Source organism: Granulicatella sp. WM01, assembly GCF_004570605.1.
Taxonomy (GTDB): Bacteria; Bacillota; Bacilli; order Lactobacillales; family Aerococcaceae; genus WM01.
This window is the reverse complement of record NZ_SPPB01000024.1, coordinates 1-26430: the sequence shown is the minus strand read 5'-3', so window position 1 is coordinate 26430 and position 26430 is coordinate 1. Positions and strand designations below refer to the sequence as shown.

Below are 26430 nucleotides of genomic sequence, written 5' to 3'. Positions count from 1 at the left end.
GGCTTTGATGACGTTATATTTTTTTATTTCATTCACTGTTAATTCTATCCTTTTCATATCTCTAGTTTATCATTTTGGGACATTTTGTCATTCGATTACTTTAAGACATTATCACATTCGATTGATAAAACTCAAAACAATATATCTTCAACAAATGTTCATATAATAAAAAGGCTTGATGTTACACTTTAAGTGACTTCAAGCCTTTCAATACGATTAGACTAATGTAGCTAAATGTTTCATAATTTTATCACCGTCTTGGTTCTCCAACTCTTTAATAATATGAATATACGTTTCTTGAGTTGTAGAAATATTTGAATGTCCTAACCGTTTTGCAACAGAGGCAATCGACACATCCGCAAATAAAAGTAATGAGGCATGTGTATGTCTTAATCCGTGAATGGAAATTTGTGGTATCCCAGCTCTTTCACACAACTGTTGAAGATGATTATTGATTGTAGAATTGAAGACACGTTTAGACACAAAAATAGGTCTATTCTCATTTTTTCCTCTAATAAGCTGAGAAAATTGAAAGGCTGTCTGCCAATCTAATTGTATTTTGCGATTAGACGATTCATTTTTAGTTAATTGAAATCCACCACATGTAGATTTATAATTCCACGTTTTATTAATAGTTAATTTTTGAGCATTAAAATCAAAATCATCCGGCGTTATAGCCAGTGCCTCTGAAAAACGAAGTCCAGTCTTAATAATCAGCAAAATAAACCAATCCCAATTTAATTCCGTTCCTAAATTTAATTGTTTAATGAGCAATTGAACATCACCATGATTTAAAAATTTTGGTCGCTTTTTAGCAGGAACTTTTCCTTTTATAATGACTTTCCGTGTCGGGTTTTCTTTTAATAGACCGTCTTCTACAGCATCTAAAATAGCACTTTTTAATTGATGATGAAAATCCATAGTAGTTTGTCTTTCATGCGTTTGAGCATAATCATTTAACAACTTTTGATAAATACGCCTATTTAATTCTCCGATACGAACAAATGGAGCTAACTTTTCAATATATTGCTGAGTAACATAATACTTATTCAATGTAACTTGACGTACAGCACCTTCTTTATATAACTCAATCCATTCAGAAAAATATTCTGAAAATAATTGATTTTTACGATTTCTAACCATAAAAAAACCTCCACTATAATATTTATTTGGGTATATACTCCCAAAAATATTATAGTGGAGAAAATAAAAATTTTTAGTAAACCTAAATAAACATATTTTTTAAGTATGCTTTTTTCAGTGAATTTAGTTTCTCTATTTTTTTTTGTTGTTTTTTGATAAGAGTATCTACTTTTTGAAATAATAGTCCAATTTGTCCCTGTTCATCTTGTGATGGTATAAAATATTTATTTTTTGAATAGTCTTTAAAATATATGTGTGGAATGGTAGAACCAATGCAACCTTTTCCTAAATCAGCTTTTTTTAGCAAGTTTAATAAAAAAAATAAATTACTGTTTTTAGGAGTCAATGCTCCCATTGTAGATAAAAAAGCCGTCCCTTTTGGTAACACTCTAATTCTTCCAACACCTGCTCCGTCTTTAATAATAGTTATGTAGTCTTCTTGCATATATGCTTTATTTGTTTTTCCAATGCAGGTATTAGCGTCATATAAATCATGTAATCCATCATCTTTAATGTCTTTTATAGTTATTGGAGAGGATGTATATTGGCAAAAATTACCTAATGAATGAAGTTCCCACTCTCCCTCAAAATTAGCAAATCTAACTTTAGGTATTTTCTCGTCTTTAGCTGGAAACATTACTTGTAAATACGCCTTTTTTAATTGTTTTAGTAGATCCAACTTACGCTGATGAAGGGTGATAAGGTGGTCTAAAGTTTGGAAAAAATTACTAATAATGATTTGTTCCTGAACAGAAGACAGTTTTAGAATGATTTGTTTTAAATCTGAATTATGCAAATGTACCACAGATTTTCCTTGAGCTCTTTTTGAAAGTTCTTTTTGGTGAGAGCCACTTGACAAAATTAATGCTAAGAACGAAGAATTAAGATTTGCTAACGGTTTAATAATATTTAAATCTCCGCCTAGGATTATTCCTTGCTGTTTTACTGCCGAAGCCCTAGAAATCTCTTCTGCACTTTCTCCTGATGACGGAACAATCACCTCATTACCTTCACTTAAAACGGACTTATCACGTAACTTTACATACGTATCAACATTTGATATTACTGTTTCATATTGAGTATACATTCTACCGTATAAAATAATTGGATGTCCTGACTTTTGTAAATCAGATTTTGAATAGCCACTTCCTTTGCTAAATTTTGCGATATCCCCCAACTTACGCTGTTCCCAAGCGTCAGAAAACCCCTTAAAACGCAGTTTTGGTGCTCTTTTTTGTTCTACCATTTAAACACCTCTCTTGTTGCTTGAATCAAATCTTTTGTATCATCAGTCACCGCTAATTCGTCCAGCATAGCTAAAAATTGTGCTTCAGTCTCTTTAATTTCTTGGTTTAAACTAACAATTTCTTTGCTTAATGCCACAATATCAATCGGTTCTTCTTCTTCGAATGTATCTACATAACGTGGAATATTCAAGTTATAGTCATTCTCTTTAATTTCTTCAAAGCTAGCTACATGTGCATACTTTTCTATATCTTGGCGGTTAATATAGGCTTGTAGAATTTTATTGATATGCTCATCGTTCATATCATTTTGCTTTTTATTCTTTACAAAATCCTTTGACGCATCAATAAACAGCACATCACGATTTGTTCTATCCTTTTTAAGAATAATAACCGTAGTTGGAATACTGGTGTTATAAAAAATATTAGCTGGTAGCCCAATAACTGTATCGATTGCCCCGTCCTCCAGAAGTTTTTTACGAATTTTGCCTTCCGCATTCCCTCTAAACAGCACACCATGCGGTAGAACAATTGCCATAACTCCATTTGTTTGTTTTAAATGATAATAACCATGCAATAAAAAGGCAAAGTCGGCTTTAGATTTTGGTGCTAACACGCCAAAACTAGAAAATCTTGAATCTTGTAGAAAACCTGCATTTGCTGACCATTTTGCAGAATATGGTGGATTCATGAGAACAGCATCAAAGTTGGTTGGCTCTTCGGTTGGCCAATCTTGATCTAATGTATCAGCATTATGCAATTTTTGATTTTCAATCGGTACACCGTGCAAAACCATGTTCATGCGAGCTAAATTATAAGTTGACGTATTAAGTTCTTGCCCATAATAAACTATAGTACCGGGTTGATTACTGTATTTTTTAGCGTTTAAAAGCAATGATCCTGAACCCATAGTTGCATCATAAACCGTAAATCCTTTTTGATTTTCACGCCCATAAAGTACAATTTGCGTCATTAATTTGGCAACAGACTGTGGGGTATAAAACTCTCCTGCATTTTTCCCTGAATCACTAGCAAACTGACGGATTAAATATTCGTAAGCATCGCCCAAAACATCACCTTGATGATTGACAATATTTAACTGTGCTAACTCTTTCATAATTTCAGAAATTGTTTGATTTTGTTTTTTCGGTGTTGATCCTAATTTTTTAGAGTACAAATCAATATCTTCAAATAAATTTTCAAATCTTTCATGAGACTGCTCAATATTACGAAACCCTTGAGCTAATGATTCCAATTGAAATTCATTAATATTAACTTGATTCACTAAATGAGTGAACGTCAATGCTGGCTCAATGATATAACCAACTTCTGTTATTAACACTTTGTATAAGTCATCTCTTGCATCTTCATCATCATAATAACGAACGTATATTTCTTGAGCAACAGTTAAATCATCTGTATGTTTACCATCTATTTTAGCTACGTAATTTAATAATTTATCTGATAAATATTTGTAAAAAATAATTCCTAATAAGTAAGACTTGTATTCATTAGCATCCATTTTTGAACGCAAAATATCTGCACTATTCCATAGTGCTTGATATAATGCTGACGATATATTTGACGTTTGGTTAGACATATTTTTCTTCCTATCTTTTATTTAGTAATGGTTGTATTTTTTGTTCAATCGTTTCCATATAGGCTTTTCTAAATTCATTTTTATATTTAAAAATACCAAGTGCCTGTTCTCCATGAGTTTCTTTATACTGTGTATAATCTTGTGACTCAATAAGTTCTTGTTCACCTAGTTGTTTTTCAGCACCAGAACGATAATTTTCTACTACATACCTTAATTCATCATATCCAATATGCCATTCCTGTGAAACTTCTTGTACAATAGAATCTACTTTGTAGTCAATAGCTGTATCCAATAAATAAGAAACTGTTTGTCCTTCATACACTTTTGGATTTTTCTGTATATTCTGCCATAGCCCGTCGATTAATTCAGCTAAGCTACTATTATTTTTACCGAGTTCCATAATAAATTGATTAATCTCATCAATATCTTTTGAAGTAGTTCCTAGTTCCTGTTCTGAAATAATAGACTGAATCAACATCAAAATGTAATTATAATTAATCTCATCTGTATGTATAGAGGCAAGTTCATAAAATATATCAACAAGATCATCGCCATCATCTTTTCCAACTGCTTGGCGTTGTTTCAACTCAGTAATCACATTTTGATATTTTCCTGCATAATTCTCTATATCTTCAATCGTTAATTTAACATCTATTAAAACATCTTTTTCATTATATTCAGAATAAACTTGAATAGAAGCAAATAAACGGTCAAATTCCTGATAAGCTTTTGCGAATCGTTTTAATTCATTGTCTTCTGATGTTAACAATGGCGTATCATCTGGTGTCGGTGCTATTTGTCTTAATTTGAATAATTTTTCATCAAAATTAGCTCTTTCAGTTACCCAATCAGGTGCTAATACACTATTCTCTCCACCATTAGAATACAAGCGTAACGCCTCGTCAACTGCTTGTTTAAAAGTTTCTGGCTTTTGGAATGTTACAATTTGTCCATATTTTTTGACAGAATCAAATAAGCGATTCGTTCGACTAAATGCTTGAATGAGTTCCTGTGGTTTCATCGGTGCTCTATCAATAAATAATGTTGATAAACACGGTGCATCAAACCCTGTCAATAAGCGGTTGACAACAATTACCAAATCTAATTGTTCATCTCGTTTGTGAAATCTTTCTTTTTTACGCGCTAAACGTTCGTTTATATCATTATTGTAGCCACGAAGATTACTTAGTGAGTAATTCTGATTAAATTCTTTATTATAGTTAGCAATCGCTTTTTTCATATGTTCTTGATTATCTTTACTAGATTCTTCATTTTCACTAACCGAATACGTAATAGCAACTTTAGGAAAATCAGGTAAAACTCGCTTGATTTTTTCACTAATTTTTATCCTTGTCTCACCGTTTTTAACTTTTTGGAATAAATCATAATATTTTTGAGCAATCGCAATACTTTTAACTGTTAAAATTGCATCATACGTTAACCCTACACCGTTTTGAAACCCAAGTTTTCTAGCCGAATAATTAACAATAGAATCAATAACCTCTAACATATGATCTTCTGCTTCATAAGCTGCATCAGGAATTTTATCTTCTGGTATATCCATAATTGTTGTTTTATATTCTGGTTGAAATCCTAATACTGCCTTATCATGAATGGCTTCTTTAACAGTATATTGGTGCAATCTTTCTCCATACTGTTCCTCAGTTGTTTGTGCCAAATCCCCTTTTTGTTGACGTTTATTTTCTTTAAAAATAGGTGTTCCTGTAAATCCATACCACAAAGAATGACTAAAGAAGCGTTGCATAATACGTTGACGTTCAGGAGAAACGGCACGATGACATTCATCTACAACAAATGCTAAATTTAAAGATTTTATTTTTAATTGTTCTTTAGCATATTTACCATCTTCAAATTTATTCATCATAGTAGTTATTTTTTGAATTGTTGTAACAACAATTCGCTTATCAAGACTATACAAACGTTTCACTAACCGATCTGTATTATCAGTTTCATCAATATCTATCACATCATTTTCTGCATACGATAAAAAGCTAGACGTTGTTTGCTCATCTAAATCTAATCTATCGACAATAAAAATTGTTTTTTGAATAGCTGGAATTTGCAACAGATTTCCTGCTACTTTATAAGATGTTAAGGTTTTCCCCGATCCTGTTGTATGCCAAACATAACCTGACTTTTGATGTTTACTAGCTTCTTTAACTGCTTCAATTGCATGAATTTGATACGGACGTAATAAAATTAACGATTTTTTCTCATTATCAAGAACTGAATACTGCATGACCATTTGGTGAGCACGTGGAATAGAAAGTACTTGATTAGCAAACTCATTTAATTCAGTCACTGCATGATTATTTTTATCAACCCACATTGTCAAAAATTGTTCTTTAATTTTCGGTGATTTTGTTGCTGCAATATATCTCGTTTCACTAGCATTCGACACAACAAACATTTGAACTGTTGAAAAAATCCCTCGAAATACTCCTTGTGCATCATATTTTTTTATCTGATTAAAAGCTGCTCTAAACCCTTCCGATCGATTTTTTAATTCAATATGAATCATAGGCAATCCATTAATCAGTAATGTCACATCAAATCGACGGTCTTTGTCAAGTTGTGTTGCTCTTGAAATCGCTACTTGATTGACCACTTCATAGCTTGATTTACCACCTGCAATATGTAAACGCCAAAGCACTTCAAGTCTTATTTTTCCTAAAGTAACATTTTCACGTTGGACTTCAACCTTTGCAATGCCATTCTCCCCAACAAGCCATTTGGCAGCGTCATAATAACTGTTAAAATTCAACTGATTTTTAATCTGTTCCTTTTCTTGTGCTGTCAAAGGCACATCATTTAAAGTCGCCGTATTATTACTCTCTAATTTTTCAAAAAAGTTCTTCCACAGACTCTCTTCACTTTTTAAATCTTCACGATAAACCCACTGACTTTCCCCCCTAATGAGTTGTTGTATTAATTGATTCTCAATATCCGCTTCACTTGTAAACTGTCTTCTCATCTGTTATCCTCACTTACGCTGTAATACATCGTAAATCTATTATAACACGTCAAGTCTATTTTCTTCAATTATACCTACTAATTCCATTCTTTAACAACAGCTCTGTTAACTCTACATTCAATTGACCATATTATCAGTTCACCATTATTTTTTACTCCCCCTGATGTGTTATCATACAAAAACTTTTTACAAAAACTCAAAAATCCTTTATTCATCAACATATTTACTGTATATCTCTTATCTTTTAGTCAATAAGGTTATGTATTCTGCATAAATTGAACATACAGCTATGTTTGAATATTAAATTGTAAAATTAAATAAATTTATCCATACTCTTTATCTTTTTATGTCATAGCAATTTTATAAAAACATCCCCCATATAATAGAAATATCCTTTTTTAATTTTCATTTTAGAAAAGCTATAAAAAACCACAATGTATGTCGAACTGTAGTTCAAATAATTACTATAAATTTTCTAGAATTTATAATCAATTTGCTTCTTATACTATTTAATTCAATAATAAATTGTCAGATTTTGTCACTGTCTATTTGATACCAGCAAACAGATTATTTAAAGTTAGGTCTATAAATTTCAATATCACCTTGATTTCTTAGAAGTAAACGCTAACGAATATGTACCTAGCACACCCAACAATTCATAATTCATTTTTTCATCACCAAAAATATGACATACTAATTCAATAATAAATGACATTTTTTAATTTTAACTTGTTTAAAGAAGGTAAATGAAGTAATTCTGTATAATACTCTTTGCAGAGAAATAGAGTATACTCATAAAAATGTTGATTATATCTGATAATTATCCACCTGTTGTCAAGCTCTTTTACAAAATTTTGATTTATCTCCTCAGTAATCATCTATAACGATATCAGATTAGTTATTTCTACAAATTTTTCCTCATAATTTAATCAATCATAAAGTGAGCATAAAATAATATAAATTCCATTTTTAAATCTTTTCTGCATATCTCATCTTTCATTTTTTTATATTCCTAGATTACGATACTGCTGATTTCTCTAGGATAGATAATATTAATTCACTCTCCATATCATCAGTACATATATTTTCTTTCTCAAATATAATTGGCACATCATACGTCAATAATTTTCTAGCGATCTGTAAGCAATCTTATGGATTTCTTGCAAATCAACTAATAGATTTTTTGACAATAAATTTAACTAAACCTTTCTCAAAAACTATATCAATTGATTTAATCCATGTCATTTTTTCGGATGTGTACCACTCACACTTGCATCAGAATAAGCACCTACCAATACCTTTCTATATAACTTTGATAGTGTTCCGTTTGAGCTTATAAACTTACCAGTTGTTTAGATGACAGTGTAAATACTCTCATATAAATAGCTACACATAATTTTCAATTTTTATATGGTATCTTGATAATAACATTCACATTTTTTAATCCACATCTTCATTTTTGTTAGGGATATATTTCCGTAATACTCACTATTTATCAAGTAATTTGTAATAACCTAATCACTGATTCTAGCAATAATATCTCCTCTTTCCTTCAATATGATTAATCCATTATCAAGCATTTTATACACTATTTTTATACCAATATATACGTTATATCATCTTTCATATCCTTTTGATTATACGTGACATTCTCATGTTTTAAATTTTTTAGTCCTTCAATTTTGGTGATTATCATAATTTTTTATCCTCCTAATACATATAGGACACATTCAGAGAATTTAAGAATCAGCATATTACAAACTAAGCAAATTATCCTAAAATAAAAAACTTTATCTAAGCAATATTACTTAAATAAAGTCAAAAGATTAATTTAAATTAATATGGCAATGGTATGTTTAAACTAAATCGAGTAGAATCTAAAATAGTATTCACATCTGCACTGTGTTCGTTATCTCCAAAACATTCCTCCACAAATCGTGCGTAATAGTCAATCAATCGTTTGGTATCCTGTAATTTATGCTTTAACATATCAATAGATTGTGAAACCATACCTTCTCCTGTAATCACATGTGCCACATGTCCAATTTCTTGACTCAAACGTCTGGCTAATTGTAAAACTGTTTTTTGCCCTTGTACAATTTCTTCTAAATCAAATGAGGTATATACGCCTTCTTCTACTATTGGTTTTAATTGATTTTCTAGATGATGGAGTTGTTTTTTTATACGATCACTTTGCCAAAGTGCTTGTTGAATTACATCTATTTTAGATATAATTTTACTTTTTATTTGGTTAATCAAATCCAATGTATGACTCGGATACAATTGTTCCAATCTTCCCCAATACCTTATCGGAAACGTTATTTCTTTTATTAACTTATCACCAACCTGCTTTTGAATAATAGTTTTCTCTTTAACTTGAATGGATTGATTATAATTCATAGTTATTTGAGAAATTGCTCTATTTAAATCCATAGCTAAATCTTTCCAACGTTCCAATCCTTTTTCAAACGTGCCTATGCTATCATGATAGACTGCAGCAACTTCCCGAGCATATTGCCTACTCTTTTGTTCCACTTGTCGATCAAATGCTTGAAAGACATCTTTAACGTCATCAAAGATTCCATCTTCTTCTAAATAAGCTATATAATTTGATGGTACTTTAGGAGCAGGCATTTCTCCTACAAATTGCCCATCTTTCAATTGAGTTCCTAACCAATGGTCTGCTTGCTTAAAATGTTCTGCTATTCCTTGCGTTAGTTCAACAACATTTAATAATCCTTGATGTAATTCCTCTGTATTTTTATGGATAATTTCTAAAACAATAGACAATGATTCGCTGATACCGTCTTTTTTACCATGCCTTAATCCCTCTCCTTCAAATATTTCATCACTCTTTTGTAATAAATATTTTGTAGCAGATTCTATGATTGTCCAAGAACCTAACAGAGTCTGTTCACCCATAAAAAAATTAGAAATAGTATGTGTTTTTTCTTGCCTAATCTGTGTAACCAATGGTTCACATACATGGCGTAATGTGGCAAGTTGTGTATTATAGATAGTTGTATTTAGTATATCTCCATTTACCATTGGGGTTTCATGACTTAAAAATGGATTTCTTAATTCAGTGTATTCCATACCTCTTTCTAATAATGATTTTTGTTGAATAATCACATCAACACTATTGTTTAGACTATGAAGCAAAGAAGGGAAACCAGCACTTTTAAACACGTCTTTAATTGATTCGCTAACTTCTTGCTTTCTTAATTCAAAGTCATTATTAACTTTCTGATTCTTTTCAATACATAATTGACAAATTTTAGCCATTTGTATCACATCTTCCTGAATCCGTACACTTAAATTATTTGCTAGTGTGTTTAATAAATCTGTATTAACAACAATATCTTTACTAGATGTTATATAATCATTTTGTGATAATAAATTTCTTGGTCGAATATCTATATTATTAACGACTAAATCTACTATTCCATCTTGATTAATATCAATTTTTTTAATACGTGTTTCCGGAGATACTAATTCACCATTTGCATGAACAAGATTACCATCATTATCATATTGATACCCACCCCAGTTATGTTGAGCAATAAATCCGAGTAGTCCTTTACCTGTGTATTCTGAATTAACTTTGAACAATTGTCCAACATGACGGTTATTATCATATTTAAGTCCTATAAAATCCCTAATATCTACATAATTGAATATTTTATAATATAATCGTTCTGCATTTACTTTTTGTTTGGAATTGAGAGTCCTATAAATATTTGGACCATTGTAAAGATATACTCCACTAATTCTATGGTCATATTTCTCATCAATACTACTAATTGCACTTTGAGCATTCATAGATCCCAACGAGTGACCATAAATAGATATATTAGCGTTGGGATACTTATCCAAGGTTTCTTGTAAAGTCTTTGCAGCATCTCTTAGTTGAATAGTTGGTCTAGTTGGGACGAAATCCGGAGCATGTATTCTTACTACCATTGGCACATTATTTAAAGTCCAATCCCTAACATCTTGTGAGCCTTGGTATAATAAAGTAACATGTCCTACCTTAGCCAAATCGTCTGTTGTTGGGGTATCTGGTAGTTTTATATCTGTAACAATATAGGTGTTTTCTCCAGATAGTTTGTTTTTTATTTCTGAGACATAGCCAATATTTCGCTCTTTGTCTAAAGTTAATATTTGTGATCCAGGTTCATGATTTGTATATTGCTGTTTTGCAATGTATTCCCGCTCTCTATCTGTATATTGATTATTAACCATTTTATTTACCTTTCAATAATTCTGATAATTTAGAAGATAAGGAACTACTTCCATTTTCTAATTTCCCATTATATTTATTGATAAGATCATTAATATATAAATCATAATCTTCATTTATATATATCTTAAATGATATCCCCCCCATTGGATTCCACTTTACAGTATCGTATTCTATTACATATGACTTTATAATTCCGCCATCCATTAATGCCTTATCATCTAAATTTTTCAATGATTTTTCTACAACTTCTATCGCTTCTCTACTTTTTAACACTTCAATCATTTCCTCTTTTGTTGGTTCATTTTTAATCATACTACATCCTCCTATAGCTAAAACTACAATGCCTAATAATGCCAGTATTTTTTTCATACGCATTCTCCTAAGTTATCTTAAATAAAATAATTATCACAACCTCATTATACCATGCTCCACTAATAAATATCCCCCAATGAATGCCCATAAATAGATATATTAGCGTTGGGATACTTATCAAAAGTTTCTTGTAAAGTCTTTGCAGCATCTCTTAGTTGAATAGTTGGTCTAGTTGGAACAAAATCCGGAGCATGTATTCTTACTGCCATTGGCACATTATTTAACGTCCAATCCCAAACATCTTGTGAACCTTGATATAATAAAGTAACATGTCCTACTTTAGCTAAATGGTCTGTTGTTGGGGTATCTGGTAGTTTTATATCTGTGACAATATAAGTGTTTTCTCCAGATAGTTTATTTTTTATTTCTGAGACATAGCCTACTAAATCTTTTTCTTTATTAATCATAATACGATTTCCTATATTATAATTATCATACTCTTTTTCAGCTATTTGTTGGTGTTCATAATCACTATATCTACTATTTTCCATATACACTCTCCAACAAACTATCTAATTCATTTGAAGCATGACTTCCTCCTACTTTGTATTTCCCATTATGTTTATTTAATGTATAATATAAAACTAAAGAAGAATCATTATTAACAATAATAGATAATTTAATTCCACCCATAGGACTCCAAATCAAAGAATTATAATCAATTATATATTCTTTGATTACAGCAGAATTTGTTAAAGCATTTTTCTCTCTGTTACGCATAGCTTCTTCTATTGCATCAATTGCCTCTCTACTCTGTAACACTTCAATCATTTCCTCTTTTGTTGGTTCATTTTTCATCATACTACACCCTCCTATAGCTAAAACTACAATGGCTAATAATGCCAGTATCTTTTTCATACGCATTCTCCTAAGCTATCTTAAATAAAATAATTATCACAATCTCATTATACCATGCTCCACTAACAAATATCCCCCAATGAATGCCCATAAATAGATATATTAGCGTTGGGATACTTATCCAAAGTTTCTTGTAAAGTCTTTGCAGCATCTCTTAGTTGAATAGTTGGTCTAGTTGGGACGAAATCCGGAGCATGTATTCTTACTACCATTGGCACATTATTTAAAGTCCAATCCCTAACATCTTGTGAGCCTTGGTATAATAAAGTAACATGTCCTACCTTAGCCAAATCGTCTGTTGTTGGGGTATCTGGTAGTTTTATATCTGTAACAATATAGGTGTTTTCTCCAGATAGTTTGTTTTTTATTTCCGATACATAGCCTACTAAATCTTTTTCTTCATTTAGCCTTACTGGAGAATTAATCTTATATGATTTATACTGTTTTTCTGATAATTCTTGCCGTTCCTTATCTGTACATGATATCATTACTACTTCTCCCCCAATAATTCCTCTAATACTTCAGAATTTGTACTAGAACTAACCTCATATTTATCATTGAATTTTCTTATTGTATAGATAAAATATAAATTTTTATCATTATTTACTAGTATTTTCACTTCAATAGCACCTCTAGATTCCCACTTTGCACCATTATAAATAATTTCATACTCCTTAATAACTCCTTCTGATGTTAAAGCCTTTTCCTCACGATTATGTATCGCTCTTTCAATTGCCTCTACTACTTCTCTACTTTTTAACACTTCAATCATTTCCTCTTTTGTCGGTTCATTTTTAATCATATTACACCCTCCTATAGCTAAAACTACAATGACTAATAATGCCAGTATCTTTTTCATACGCATTCTCCTAAATTATCTTAAATAAAATAATTATCACAATCTCATTATACCATGCTCCACTAATAAATAATCTGAGAAATAACCTTAAAAAATAAACTCGAGTAGAGGATAATTTCTATCCCCTCTCACACCACCGTGTATGCCATTCGGCACACGGTGGTTCAATCGACTTTTAACACATGCCGTTCAAGATAATAATCTAAGCAAGACATCAGTCCTCGTTTTACGAGGATTGATTTTAAGTATGACAGGCATATCGTACTCAAAGCAGTTTAGCATCAAATATTGCTTTTGATATTCCAATCAATTATGACTTATATTTAATTAGTCTTTGTGTTGATTCTATTTCCACACTATTCTTTTAGAAGATACTTCACATACCGAACTCTCAGCATTTACCTAACTATACTATTAAAAATGATGCTTTTTGCCTACTCTAGACAAATCTATTCTGGTCGTAAAATTCAATGCATAAGTGATGAAGTCATTCCTGTGAAATGGTTGTTATAGAATACCAGTGTATCTTAATAAAGCGATTAACACTTTTCAATCAAGTTTGCGTATGAAAAAAACTAATTGGTTCTTGCTGTATCTACAATAATTTAAAATTGGTGCTAATGAACATAAATTTAACGAAATTAATAAAATATATCCAATTATTATGTTCCTTTGGTAAAAAAACAGAGTACTGCTCAACTCATCTTCTATCAAGTTGATCATTACTCTGTTTTAATGACAAGACGGTCATTTTTTATTTTTTATAAAATGTAATCGTTTTTTGATTATTTTGTGATGCAAACCGCTATTAACTCACATTTTTTCTTTCTATATTACGCAGTCTTTATTTATCTTCCAGTGACACTAATCTATTCTATTTAACTTCTTCTCTTTAAAAAATCGATCTACCTCATCAAATGTTATACCTTTTCTTATAACCTTAGCTAAAGGGTGATATTCCGTAATACCTAAAACCTCTTTTAAAGCATCTATATCATGGGTTATGTCATCAAGATTGATTGAAAGAATAAAATCGAAATGCTGTGATTCTTTCATTTGAAAATCAATGTCTATACCTTGAACAGATACATTTTTTTCTTTAGCCAACATTACCAAAATATCTTTATATTTGTCAATCATTCCTTGTCTAGTTAATCCTTTATTTATGTTATCGTCCACCGATGTATTTTTTCCAACTTGTTGCACTATTGAAATGGTTTTAACATGATTATTAACAGATGTTACTTGATATATTTTATTCTTATCTTGGTATGTCACTGTTACAGCTTTTGGTTCTACTAATTTATAAGTCACTACACCAATAATGAATAGTGTGACTATTGCTATTATAAGTCCTATTTTTTTATTCATAATTGACCTCCCATTTTCCCTTAAAATCAAATTATTTATAATGAATCGTTTTCTCCTTCCCTTATATTAGAAAAAACGTTTTACATATATTAATATTTATATATTTATTATATACTAAATTGACGATAATGCCAATAAAATTAACACTAAAATCCTTTAGATTATCTATTAAATAATTTTTTAGAAATGTTTATAAAAATTTTGCCAATTCCTTTACTAATAATTATCATTTTTATATAAAACAATCAAATAAACTCAAAAAAATAAACATTTTTATAATATCATTGTTTTATATAAACTTAAAAACCAGTGAATTTCTTGAAATTTTAAGAAATTTACTGGTTTTTTGACTATATTATCAACAGTCTGACATGTTAGTCAATTCTAAAAAAATCTGAATAATATAGTTTTTCATTTAACTGATCAATTGTCATCTCTTTTTCAAATAACCCTAGTAAAATAGTATATCCACTGTCACTATTTGAAAAATTAGATAACTTTTTTAACGCATTATAATCCATTTCGGTAAGGTTAAACATAATTGTCGCTTCAACAACATCACTGACGTCTACATTAACTGAAACACCTTTAATACTCAATTTACTAGATAAATTTCCTAATATTAGCTGCCTCGTCAATTCTTTTTGTTCATCTGTTAAATTATCTGATACGTCTTGAATAGAGATTAATTTTACTGTTTTCACATTGTTACCTGCATAATGAACTTCACATACCAGACGATTAGTATTTTTATTTTTGTACAAAATCGTACCAAATTTCTTAACGTGTTCTTCAGTTGACATACTTGTCTTATCAACTTTTTTTGTTTCTGATACACACCCCATTGTACATAACAAAATACATAGAAACAAATATCTTTTCATTTTATCCTCCACACAAAATGGTTTATACAACTATAGCATAAAATATATTCTAAAACAATATTTCCTATAATTTATTTGTAAACACTGAATAAGAAATTAATATAATTCCTACCATTCTAATGTTTTGTCTAATGACTATACATAACAATATATATTATACTAACTTTAAATAGATATTAAAATCTCTTAGTGAAAACAGATTTAATTCACTTAATCTACTCTATTTTATAAACAAAATAAATAGTGCAAAAGTTAAAATGTATTGCTAATATTCTTTGCAAAAATCTGATAAATCCACTCCAACAAGACACATAAAAAACCGCATGACATCACCATTTCTAATGAAGATATCATCCAGTCTTTTATACTTTTGGATTTTATATCAATTCTTTTGTAAGTTTACACATTTTATACTCTATTCATTAGATTTGCAAATAAAATATTCCATATTTTATAAAAATTCTAGTTTATATTTAACGCTTAAACGCATATTATATTTGTATAACATTTCATCTTATTTTTCACTTGTGTGGTGAATATCTTCAAAGCGAACAGATGCCAATTTAGATACACCTGATTCTTGCATAGTTACACCATATAATGTATTTGCCTCTTCCATAGTTCCTTTACGATGTGTTATGACAATAAACTGCGTTTGATCAATAAATTCTTTTAAATACCGTCCATACCGACTAACATTGGCTTCATCTAATGCTGCCTCAACTTCATCTAATAAACAAAATGGTACAGGTCTTACTTCTAGTATAGCAAATAACAATGCTATTGCAGTAAATGCTTTTTCTCCACCTGAAAGCAAACTTAAATTTTGCAGTTTTTTCCCTGGAGGTTGTGCAACAATATCCACTCCTGTTTCTAATAAATCACTAGGATCGCTCAACTCTAAAGTTGCTTTTCCGCCACCAAATAATTTAGGAAATGTTTTCTCAAATTGGTGTTTAATGGCATAAAATGTTTCTTTAAAACGGCGTGTCATTTCTTGATCCATTTCTAACATTGTTCCCATTAAATTGTCCTTTGCTTGTAACAAATCACTTTGCTGATTACTCATAAAGATAAATCGTTCATGAACAAGTTCATATTCTTCAATTGCTGCTAAATTGACCAATCCCAGTTGGTCAATGTCTTGTTTTAATCTAGATACTTTTTGGCTAGCTTCTTGAATTGTCATAGTTATGTTAACACATTCTTTAGCTGCTTCATAGGTCAAGGCATAATCTTGACTCAAACGTGTTAAATGTGTGTCTATACTCACTTCAAAACGTCCAGTTTTTGTTTCTAAATTTCCAATGTCTTTTAACAATTTTTGAATTGCTTGTTGCAACTCTTTTCCTCTAGTTTCTTCTAAAAACAATTCTGCTTCAATCGTTTTTTTCTGTTCTTTTATGTGAATTAGTTGTGTTTCTACTGTATCTTTTTCAAATTGGCAGGCATCTTGTTCACCTTTGAGAGCCTCGATAAGTCCAGTTAATTCTTCTTTTGTTTGCGAATGTTCTTTCAGTTGAGAAGAAATAGCTGCTAAACTTTCTTCTTCAAATTGCAGTTGTTTTTGTGACTGTTTCAACTGTTGCATAATGGCTGTTTGTTGTTCTTTTAAGACCGCTAAATCAGTTGTTTTAATTTGAATAGATTTCCGTAAAGCCTCTAATTGTTTTTCTTTGTCTTCTTTAGAACTATTTATATTGTCAATATGCTGCTTAATTTTAACAATATTTTGCTGCATTAAGTTTTCTTTTTCTAAAAGAGAAGATTTCTGAAAGATATACTCTTCTTTTTGCTTAATATGTGTATCTAATTCCACCGTTAATAAGGCGTATCGTGCTTCATAGTGTTGCTGAGCCTCTTCTAATTTTTGACAAGCTAGCTGAACTTCTCTTTCAAGTAGTCTTTGTTGTGTGCCTTCTTGTTGAATGCGTATAAGGTCTTGTTGCACATCATCAATGACATGTTTTTGTTCTTTAATCGTATTTTGTAAATCACAAAGCACATCTTTTAATCGTAATTTTTCCTTTTTCAACTCGTCTAATTCATGCTGTCTTGATAATAAAGAGGTTGTTTTTGCCTGTTTTGTGGCTCCCCCTGTCATAGATCCTCCTGCATGAATAATATCTCCCTCTAGTGAAACAATACGAAAACGATAATCCACCTTTTTAGCAAGTTCAATACCATAATGTAAATTTTCAGATACTAATGTTTGTCCCAATAAATTAGATACAACATGTTGATAAATAGACTCTGTTTCCACTAATTCACTAGCAACACCAATAAATCCTTGCTCTTGGGCTAAACTTGCACGTACTTGAGTGGATAAAGCTCTTGCTTTAATCACATTTAAAGGTAAAAAAGTTGCTCTTCCTAAACGTTTTTGTTTCAAATAATCAATCGCCTGTCGTGCAGATTGTTCATCATGTGTAATTATATGTTGCATACTTGCACCAAGTGCAATATCAATCGCTGTAGTGTATTGTTTAGGAACATGAATAAGTTCAGCAACAGCACCGTGTACACCACTTAAATGATTTTTTTGTTTTAAAATTTCTTTGACACCTTGATAAAATCCTGCATAATCTTCACTTAATTCTTGTAAACTCGTATACCGTGCATCAATTTTATTTAACGCACTTTGCTGCTCTATCAACGTCCGTTCTGTTTGTTGATACGTTTCTTTTAATTGTTGTAACTTAATGTCTGTTTGCTGATAACGGTGTGTTAAATCAGTCAAGTCTTTCTCAATTTTTGTTAACTGTTTTTGACTGTTCCCTAATTTTTGAGCATTTTCAGCCATCTCATCGGACATTTTTTGCTGTTCTTCTTGTAATTTTTGATGGCGATAAACAATGGTCTGATAATTTTTATCAACATTTATTAGTTCATTTTTTATACGTGAATGTTCTTGCAAATATTCAATATACGTTTGTCGCTCTTTCTCAATAACATGTTGCCCACTCGTTAATAAAAAGGTTTCTTCTTCCTTCTCCTCGTTTAAACAATTTTGTGCACTCTTTATAGCAGAGTGTTTATCTGCATATTGCTTGTTTAACTGTTCAATGCTCTCCTTTAACGATTGAATTGTTTGTTCCTTTTTAAAACGTGCCTCGTCTTGTTGACCCGTATCACGTTTTGAAAAGTCTAAGCGTTCACGCAAAACTTTATATTGCCCAACAATTTGTTCATATTTTTGAACTAGTTGCACAAATTGTGCTTGTTTTTTAGTCAAGTCTGATTCAATGTGCGTGACATGCTGATGCAATCCATTTATTTTTTGTTCAATATCTTGATGATCAGCTTCTTTTTGGCTAAGCGTTTCTGTTAATATATGATATTCTTTCTTAGTAACTTGATATTGTTCATTTAACGTATCAATTTCAGCAACCAATAAAGCAACATCAATCTGACTTAATTCTTGTTTTTTTTCTTGATAAATTAGAGCTTTTTCTTTTTGCTTAGCTAGAGGTTCTAATTGAGCATGAATTTCATGAAGAATATCTTCTACACGATCTAAATGTTCCTGTGTCTTAGCCAATTTACGAGATGCTTCTGCTTTTTTTGTTTTATATTTCAAAACCCCAGCAACTTCTTCAAACATCACACGCCGTTCTTCAGGGCGATTATTAAAGATTGTTTCTACTTTACCTTGAGAAATAATTGAAAAAGAATCTTTTCCTAATCCTGAGTCCATTAATAAGTTGACAATATCTTTTAAACGGCAGGGTTTTTTATTAATGAAACACTCACTTTCGCCATTGCGATGCAATCGACGAGTAATTTGAATTTCTGAAAATTCCAATGGTAAAAAACCATCTTCATTATTTAACACTAAGGTGACTTCTGCAACATTTAGTGCTTTACGTGTTTGAGAGCCTGCAAAAATAATATCGTCCATTTTTTTACCACGTAAACTTTTTGCTGATTGCTCACCTAATACCCATTTAATTGCTTCAGATAAATTACTTTTACCACTTCCATTTGGTCCCACAACAGCAGTGATGCCTTTATCAAACTCAACAATCGTTTTATCTGCAAAAGACTTAAATCCGGTAATCTCTATTCTTTCTAAATTCAAAAACTACTCACCTAATCTTTCGTATGCTTGTTTAGCAGCTAATTGTTCTGCTGATTTTTTATTCTTCCCTACACCGTATCCAATAATGTTCCCATTTAAAGACACACTTGCTTCAAATCTTTTGTCATGAGCCAACCCCTCTTCTTTTTCAATGGTATATTTAATGGATACAGCACCATCTTTTTGTAAATACTCTTGTAATAATGTTTTATAATCTGTAAACAAATATGTCTCTTGTTCTTCAATTTTAGGCACAATTTGACTTAATACAAAATTTCTTGTCACAGTTAATCCTTGATCTAAATATAATGCACCAATAAAGGCTTCAAAAACATCACATAATAAAGAAAGTCTTTGACGACCTCCACTACTTTCTTCCCCTTTCCCCAATAGAATAAGTTGATGAAATCCACATTCCTTTGCAAGAGTAGAAAGCGTCTGTTCACACACTAATTGTGCTCTAAAACGTGTTAATTTCCCTTCTGTCCATTGCAAAAAATTGTGAAATAAATATTCTGATACGATAATTTCTAAAACAGCATCTCCTAAAAATTCTAATCTCTCATTATGCTCTAACTTCAATCGTCTATGCTCATTAGCGTATGATGAATGTGTGAATGCATTTTGTAATAATGATGGATTATGAAATGTAATACCTAAACGTTTCTTTATTTCTCTTGAAATAGTCATCTTTTTTCCTCCAATCATTTTTTATTATACAATATATTTGTCTTTAAAACAAAAAACGTATGCGAATTTCTATTTTTTTGTTATAATATCTATGTTAGACAATGCATGACTGTTTTGTGTGCATTGTGATAACATGTTACTTATAGTATAAAAATAATCAATAGTCTATATAGTGTACTAATAAAGGAGAAGATTATGCCTATTCATTATCCCCCAGGAATATTTCCTAGCTCTAAACAGCTTGGACAAAAAACACAATATGCCAATAGGGGTATGGGCTTTGAAGAACAGATTAACCAATCTAATGCCTATTATTTACAAAAAAATATTGCTGTCATTCATAAAAAACCTACTCCAGTTCAAATTGTAAGAGTAGATTATCCTAAACGAAGTGCTGCAGTGATTAAAGAAGCCTATTTTAGACAAGCCTCTACAACTGACTACAACGGTGTATTTAAAGGATACTATATTGATTTTGAGGCAAAAGAAACACGTCATAAAACATCTTTTCCATTAATAAATTTTCATGAACATCAAGTGCGTCACATGGAGCAATGCTTATCACAGGAAGGCATCACATTCATATTGTTTAAATTTTCAACGCTTAACAGAGTATTTCTCCTTAAAGCTCAAGAGTTCATTTCTTTTTGGCGTGCAAAACATCTTGAGGGAAAAAGAAAATCTATCCCTTTGTCTTATATTGAAAAATACGGGTATGAAATTCCAATCGAGTATGCTCCAATTATTCCATATTTACGAGTTGTTGAAAAATTAATTCAACAAAATAATAAATTTTAATGTGTTAAGGAGAATTATCATGTCTAATCAAAAAACACAATTATCACGTACAAATAAAGGAAAACAAAACGCTACGTCTAAAAAAACGAAAAAAAATCTTTGGAAGAGATTATTTATTTATCTTATTTCCTTTTTCTCACTTGCTGTCATTGCAATTGTTGGGGTGTGCGCCTATTTTATCTCAAATGCACCAAATGTCACTAGAGAAGATTTAGTTGGAACATTACCTTCTACTATTTACGATAATAAAGGCAATGTCATTACAACTTTAGGTGGAAACGATCGTATTTTAATTGATGCCAATTCTATTCCCTCACTTCTTGAAGATGCTTTACTGTCTATTGAAGATAGACGTTTTTACGATCATAAAGGAGTAGACTTAATCCGCATTGCTGGAGCTTTATTTGCTAATATTAGTAGTGGAAAACTTGCTCAAGGTGGAAGTACAATTACTCAACAACTCATTAAGTTATCTGTGTTTTCTACAACACAAGAAGATCAAAATATTAAACGTAAAATTCAAGAAGCATGGTTGTCTATGCAACTAGAAAGAGAATATTCTAAAAAAGATATTTTAGCTTTATATATGAACAAAGTTTATCTAGCAAATAACACCTATGGTTTTGGAACTGCTGCTCAATACTATTACGGTAAACAAGCAAGCGAACTAACACTTCCACAAGCTGCTCTACTAGCAGGTTTAGTGCAGGCTCCGTCTGCTTATGATCCTTATATCTATCCTGAAGAGGCACGTAAACGACGTGATACTGTTTTGGAAGCCATGCTAAGTAACGAAAAAATTACTCAAACACAGTATGATGAAGCAATCAAGACGGATATTAAAGAAAATATGGTCGACCATTCTAACGATAAAACTGCCAACGAATTAGCTATTGACTCATATCTTCAAGTTGTTCTATCAGAAATAAAAGAAAAAACAACTTTAGATCCATATACTGACGGATTGGAAATTTATACTAATTTAGATATGGATGCCCAAAAACATTTAGTTTCTGTTTTAAATTCAGCAGATTATATTCAATGGCTGGATAATAATATCCAAGCAGCTGTTGCCATTACAAATCCTCAAGACGGTGCTGTTGTTGCCTTAGCAGGAGGACGAAATATTAACGTTCAACTTGGATTAAATCGTGCAACAAGTGCAACACGTAGTGTTGGTTCAACGGCAAAACCAATTATTGATTATGGACCAGCTGTTGAATATTTAAACTACTCATCGGCAACTGTTATGTCTGATTCTGAAATTAAATACACTAGTGGAATGTCTTTATACAACTGGGATAAATTATATCAAGGAGATATTACAATGCGTGCGGCTCTACAAGGTTCACGTAATACTACTGCTTTACGTACATTGCGTGAAGTTGGTTTAGATAATGCCTATGCTTTCTTATCTAAATTAGGTATTAAAGTGTCCAATAATGGTGTTGACGGATTGGTAGAGTCTAACTCTATCGGATTTGTTGCCAGCCCATTACAAATGAGTGCTGCTTATTCGGCTTTAGCTAATGGAGGAACCTACTATAAACCTTATACAATTAATAAAATTGTAACACGTAGCAATGAAACTGCCACTTATGTTGGCGAAGGCACACGTGCCATGAAAGAGTCTACGGCATATATTATTACAGATATTCTAAAAGGTATTCCAGGAAGTTCTAATGCATCATCTTCTGGAATTAGAGGATTGGCACATGCTGGAAAGACTGGAACAACTAACTATACAGATAGTGAGTTAGAAATTGCAACTGGCGGTAAAAGTGTTGAATATGCTGCACCGGATGCTTGGTTTGTTGGCTACACACAAAAATACTCTATTGCAACATGGGTAGGGTATGATAGCCCAGTATCTGAAGGTGGATATTTAAACTACGCTGAATCACGCTATCCACAATTAATTTATCAAGAAATGATGTCATACTTATCCAAAGATATAACCACACCAGACTGGAAACAACCTAGTTCAGTAGAAAGATACGCTTCAGAAGTCTATGTTAAAGGAACATATCGTCCAGTTATCACAACAACTACGACAACAACCTCAACTTCTCAAACTTCACAACAAAAACCAGTAGATGAAGAAAGTTCAACAACTTCTAAGCATTCAACGACTGAAGAAAAATCAACAACTTATTCAACTACGACAACTTCTAAACGTTAAATAGAACTAATAAACAACATTATAAAAAGCACTACATTTCCTAGTTTGGAAATGTAGTGCTTTTGTTATATATGAATTAAAAACGTTTTGCTAAACGTAAAGTAATAGGATATAGAAGAATCTCATTATTTTTATGATATTATGAAATACACTACCATTATCCAACCCTACACCCCAATACGACTTTTGTTATAAACTAAACCATACAAATAATTATCCATTATTTTAGTATTCAATTTAAATATTTTGTCTATTCCATTATTCTCACAGATTTACCTATTTTGGTTTCATAAACGCACTATCACACTAGCTACTAGAGTTATCACTCCTAATACTAAACTAACAGATGTCACCTCCTCCCGTGTGTTAGGTAATGTTTCATTTTTCTGTGGCAAATTACAGTAATTGTCTATACGATAGCCATTAAATTTTTGCTGTATAATATTGTATACTGCCTTCAGTTATCGTATACTCAATCTTTTTGGTATCTTTATATACTGGCAACTGTTCAAATGTATGCGTCTAATACGTTGCCTTATTCACATCTAAAAATACCATTTCAATACCATTTACATACAAGCATACTGGAATTTTTTCTGGACGTACTACTACTTTATTCTGTTCATCATGCCATGATTTTTGACCTGAAATACGTGTTATTTCCGATAAATGTGTGTTCACAATCGTCACCTTACCACACTCTACACTACCAATCACGCTCGCATATCCTGTTATTTTACTTATTTCTTTAACTGTACATATTAACATGTTCGTTTAAATTTCGCCATGTACACCTCCACTGCATTGTATCATCTAATGTCACTAGAGTTCCTTTAGTTATACCATTTGCATATAATTGCACATGTGTTTTTCTGACGCTTACTACCATTAACTTTCATCGTATTTACACAATATATATTCATTGGAATAAGCTCTGGATCTCCATCCACCCACGTTTTGTATACATTTTATTAATCTCACTTGTAAGCGTAAATCCAGTAACAACATTTCCAGTAATGTCTTTTATCTTGTAATGATTTGATTGTATCACTTCTAATACTATATAGACAACTTCTTTCCCAGTATCTGCATGGTATTTATTTGAGTTTGTAAATTTTCCAGACCAATCATTTTTCTGTAATAAAGTTAGTAGTTATCCAATTACAAATTAATTATCTGAGTACAATTGTACCTGAATTTACTACGGACATCCCTCACCTTTATTGTCACACTTTAGTCATTGGAACCTCTATTTTAACGGTCTTATTTGTAGTTGTTTTAACCACTTCTGTCTGTCCTACTATTACTCTTATTGGTTCATTTACAAATTTTCCCCCTAATAATAAGGCTATTTCTCGAGTTGTTGCCTCTACTTCTTATTGAGAAATATACTCTTCATTCCTTATATCCTAAAATTTAACATTTGGCATAATATCTGTTAATGTTTTAGCTTCAACAGTTCAAACTAAGTCGCTGCACTTAAACACATAAGAGCTAATTTTGCAAACTGAATTTTTTGTTTACATTATTCTTACCTCCTATGATGAGTACCTCTTATATAGTAACGCAAACACTGATTTTTTCAAGACTTCTAATATCGCTTTCTGTAACAATTCCGTATTATTTTTATACAGAGACACAATAAATAGAGAAGAATTAGTACTATAAAAAGAACATCTACTTTTTAGTTCTTTTTTACCTTATATTCAGCTTTTAATCTCAGAATAACTATTAGCTTCTATAAAATTTTACTATTTTTTAATAGTGTATATTTTTGTTATATTTTGTTTATTTATCATAAGATATTTGCTTATCTGCATCTGTTATTGGACGAATAACACGACAAGGATTCCCAAATGCAACACTATTGTCCGGAATATCTTTAGATACTACACTGCCAGCACCAATGACGACATTACTTCCAATAGTCACTCCCGGTAAAACATGAACTCCTGCACCAATCCATACATTATTTCCTACTGTAATAGGGTATGCATACTCCAGTCCTTGATTGCGTCGCTGCACATCAATGGGATGACCAGCTGTATAAAATCCACAATGTGGTGCAATAAATACATTATCACCAAATGTTACTTTGGCACAATCTAAGATAACAAGATTATGATTAGCATAAAAATTTTTCCCTAATGATATGTTATATCCGTAATCGCACCAAAAAGGAGCAGTCAATGTTACATTTTCTTGAGTTTTTCCAATTAATTTTTGAATAATAGCATGTTGTGCTATAACATCAGAAGGCATTGTTTGATTAAATTGAAAACATAAATCTTTAGCAACTTGACGTTCTTGAGCTAATTCTCTGTCATGATTTGCATCATATAATTTTTTGTTTAACATTTTTTCTTTTTCAGTCATTTCATCACCTTTTCTTATTCCTATTATACTCTATCAACATGTAATGGGTCGAAATATTTCATCTTTTATACTAATTGAGCAAAGTATAAAAATAGCATTTTACCCTTCTCATTAAAGTATGTACTTCTATATCATTAACACTATCCTTTACTATTGCGTACATTTATTTTACCCTACATATAGTATACATTAATTTACATATTAAAGTCATTTTAATGAATGGTATCCAATACCATTAAATTCCTTCTACTTACCATCATTATTTTATAATCATTTCTAAAATATCTGCTTTCACTGTATATTTTCCCATTCCCTAATACAGATTAAATAGCTTTATAATATGTCTAAATGTAAACCCATTTTTTGCTTCATATTATAAAAAATCCAAATAACAAAAATGACGAGAAATCAGCGTTTATAAACGAAGATTTCTCGCAGTTTTAAAAAATCAATTCAAACAATCAGCCCTATTTATTATAAAGGATAAATTAGGGCTCTTCGTCAAATTATGTTGGTAAGTAAAAATTCCAGCAAATATTAAGTTGTTTTTTCTTAATAGGGCTAATTGTTTCTTTTCGAATCGGTATGCAGTTGTCAAGGTTTATAGCGTGAGCGTGCCTTGACAATAAGCATACTGATTTGATAGACTTTTCAGCCCATATTAAGATGGTTTAAATAATTTTTCTTGCACTAAAAATACTCGAGTTCGTAAATATGTAAAATATTTAAAC

17 protein-coding genes and 2 pseudogenes are annotated in these 26430 nt (G+C 31.0%); 3 read left to right on the top strand and 16 right to left on the bottom strand.

The genetic code is table 11. The features are described from left to right. Nucleotides 1–216: 216 nt before the first annotated feature. The 10 genes from E4T68_RS04635 to E4T68_RS04585 all read right to left on the bottom strand — a co-directional run bounded on the left by E4T68_RS04635 (nt 217) and on the right by E4T68_RS04585 (nt 13317). A complete protein-coding gene (locus tag E4T68_RS04635; RefSeq protein WP_135124587.1) occupies nt 217–1143 on the bottom strand; it encodes a site-specific integrase in 927 nt (308 codons plus the stop codon). Between the two features lie 82 nt (nt 1144–1225). Next, nucleotides 1226–2389, bottom strand: a complete 1164-nt coding sequence (locus tag E4T68_RS09270; protein ID WP_167753815.1) for a restriction endonuclease subunit S — start codon at nt 2387–2389, stop codon at nt 1226–1228. Continuing rightward, entirely contained in the window at nt 2383–3987 is a 1605-nt protein-coding gene (locus tag E4T68_RS04625; protein ID WP_135124585.1) for a type I restriction-modification system subunit M, read from the bottom strand. Before E4T68_RS04625 ends, E4T68_RS09270 begins: the two co-directional genes overlap by 7 nt. A gap of 10 nt (nt 3988–3997) precedes the next feature. After that, nucleotides 3998–6982, bottom strand: coding sequence for a type I restriction endonuclease subunit R (locus tag E4T68_RS04620; RefSeq protein WP_135124583.1), 2985 nt, complete (start codon nt 6980–6982; stop codon nt 3998–4000). Nucleotides 6983–8818: 1836 nt separating this feature from the next. Next, nucleotides 8819–11227: an SA1320 family protein gene (locus E4T68_RS04610; protein WP_135124579.1), complete on the bottom strand. Its 2409-nt coding sequence runs from the start codon at nt 11225–11227 to the stop codon at nt 8819–8821. 1 nt (nt 11228) lies between these two features. Further along, nucleotides 11229–11597 (bottom strand): DUF1310 family protein, encoded by a 369-nt coding sequence (locus E4T68_RS04605; protein ID WP_135124577.1) that lies wholly within the window; start codon nt 11595–11597, stop codon nt 11229–11231. A 62-nt stretch (nt 11598–11659) separates the two neighbouring features. Continuing rightward, a complete protein-coding gene (locus tag E4T68_RS04600) occupies nt 11660–12091 on the bottom strand; it encodes a hypothetical protein (RefSeq protein WP_135124575.1) in 432 nt (143 codons plus the stop codon). After that, nucleotides 12081–12458, bottom strand: a complete 378-nt coding sequence (locus E4T68_RS04595) for a DUF1310 family protein (RefSeq protein WP_167753814.1) — start codon at nt 12456–12458, stop codon at nt 12081–12083. The genes E4T68_RS04600 and E4T68_RS04595 overlap by 11 nt, the downstream gene beginning before the upstream one ends. A gap of 62 nt (nt 12459–12520) precedes the next feature. Further along, a complete protein-coding gene (locus tag E4T68_RS04590) occupies nt 12521–12946 on the bottom strand; it encodes a hypothetical protein (protein ID WP_135124571.1) in 426 nt (141 codons plus the stop codon). 2 nt (nt 12947–12948) lie between these two features. Continuing rightward, nucleotides 12949–13317: a DUF1310 family protein gene (locus E4T68_RS04585; RefSeq protein ID WP_167753813.1), complete on the bottom strand. Its 369-nt coding sequence runs from the start codon at nt 13315–13317 to the stop codon at nt 12949–12951. A gap of 287 nt (nt 13318–13604) precedes the next feature. On the opposite strand from E4T68_RS04585, the pseudogene E4T68_RS09990 reads away from it, so the two are divergent. Then, nucleotides 13605–13824 (top strand): annotated as a pseudogene (locus tag E4T68_RS09990) (IS5/IS1182 family transposase); the annotation flags it as partial. 357 nt (nt 13825–14181) lie between these two features. On the opposite strand, the gene E4T68_RS04580 reads toward E4T68_RS09990, so the two are convergent. The 4 genes from E4T68_RS04580 to rnc all read right to left on the bottom strand — a co-directional run bounded on the left by E4T68_RS04580 (nt 14182) and on the right by rnc (nt 20343). Continuing rightward, nucleotides 14182–14688, bottom strand: a complete 507-nt coding sequence (locus E4T68_RS04580; RefSeq protein WP_135124567.1) for a hypothetical protein — start codon at nt 14686–14688, stop codon at nt 14182–14184. A 374-nt stretch (nt 14689–15062) separates the two neighbouring features. Further along, nucleotides 15063–15572, bottom strand: coding sequence for a DUF1307 domain-containing protein (locus E4T68_RS04575; RefSeq protein ID WP_135124565.1), 510 nt, complete (start codon nt 15570–15572; stop codon nt 15063–15065). A 514-nt stretch (nt 15573–16086) separates the two neighbouring features. Then, complete coding sequence (gene smc, locus E4T68_RS04570) at nt 16087–19653, bottom strand: chromosome segregation protein SMC (RefSeq protein WP_135124564.1); 3567 nt, start codon at nt 19651–19653, stop codon at nt 16087–16089. A gap of 3 nt (nt 19654–19656) precedes the next feature. Next, nucleotides 19657–20343, bottom strand: a complete 687-nt coding sequence (rnc, locus tag E4T68_RS04565; protein ID WP_228099242.1) for a ribonuclease III — start codon at nt 20341–20343, stop codon at nt 19657–19659. Between the two features lie 195 nt (nt 20344–20538). Between rnc and recU the strand changes: the two genes are divergently transcribed. Together recU and E4T68_RS04555 are read left to right on the top strand one after the other, a co-directional pair. After that, nucleotides 20539–21141 carry a Holliday junction resolvase RecU gene (gene recU, locus E4T68_RS04560; RefSeq protein WP_135124560.1) on the top strand — a complete coding sequence of 201 codons (603 nt, stop codon included), beginning with the start codon at nt 20539–20541 and terminating at the stop codon, nt 21139–21141. A 19-nt stretch (nt 21142–21160) separates the two neighbouring features. Further along, a complete protein-coding gene (locus E4T68_RS04555; RefSeq protein ID WP_135124558.1) occupies nt 21161–23323 on the top strand; it encodes a transglycosylase domain-containing protein in 2163 nt (720 codons plus the stop codon). Between the two features lie 423 nt (nt 23324–23746). Here E4T68_RS04555 and E4T68_RS04545 read toward each other — a convergent pair. Together E4T68_RS04545 and E4T68_RS04535 are read right to left on the bottom strand one after the other, a co-directional pair. Next, nucleotides 23747–24091, bottom strand: a pseudogene (locus E4T68_RS04545) (Cna B-type domain-containing protein). A gap of 1020 nt (nt 24092–25111) precedes the next feature. Continuing rightward, nucleotides 25112–25699 (bottom strand): sugar O-acetyltransferase, encoded by a 588-nt coding sequence (locus tag E4T68_RS04535; protein ID WP_135124554.1) that lies wholly within the window; start codon nt 25697–25699, stop codon nt 25112–25114. Nucleotides 25700–26430: the final 731 nt, after the last annotated feature.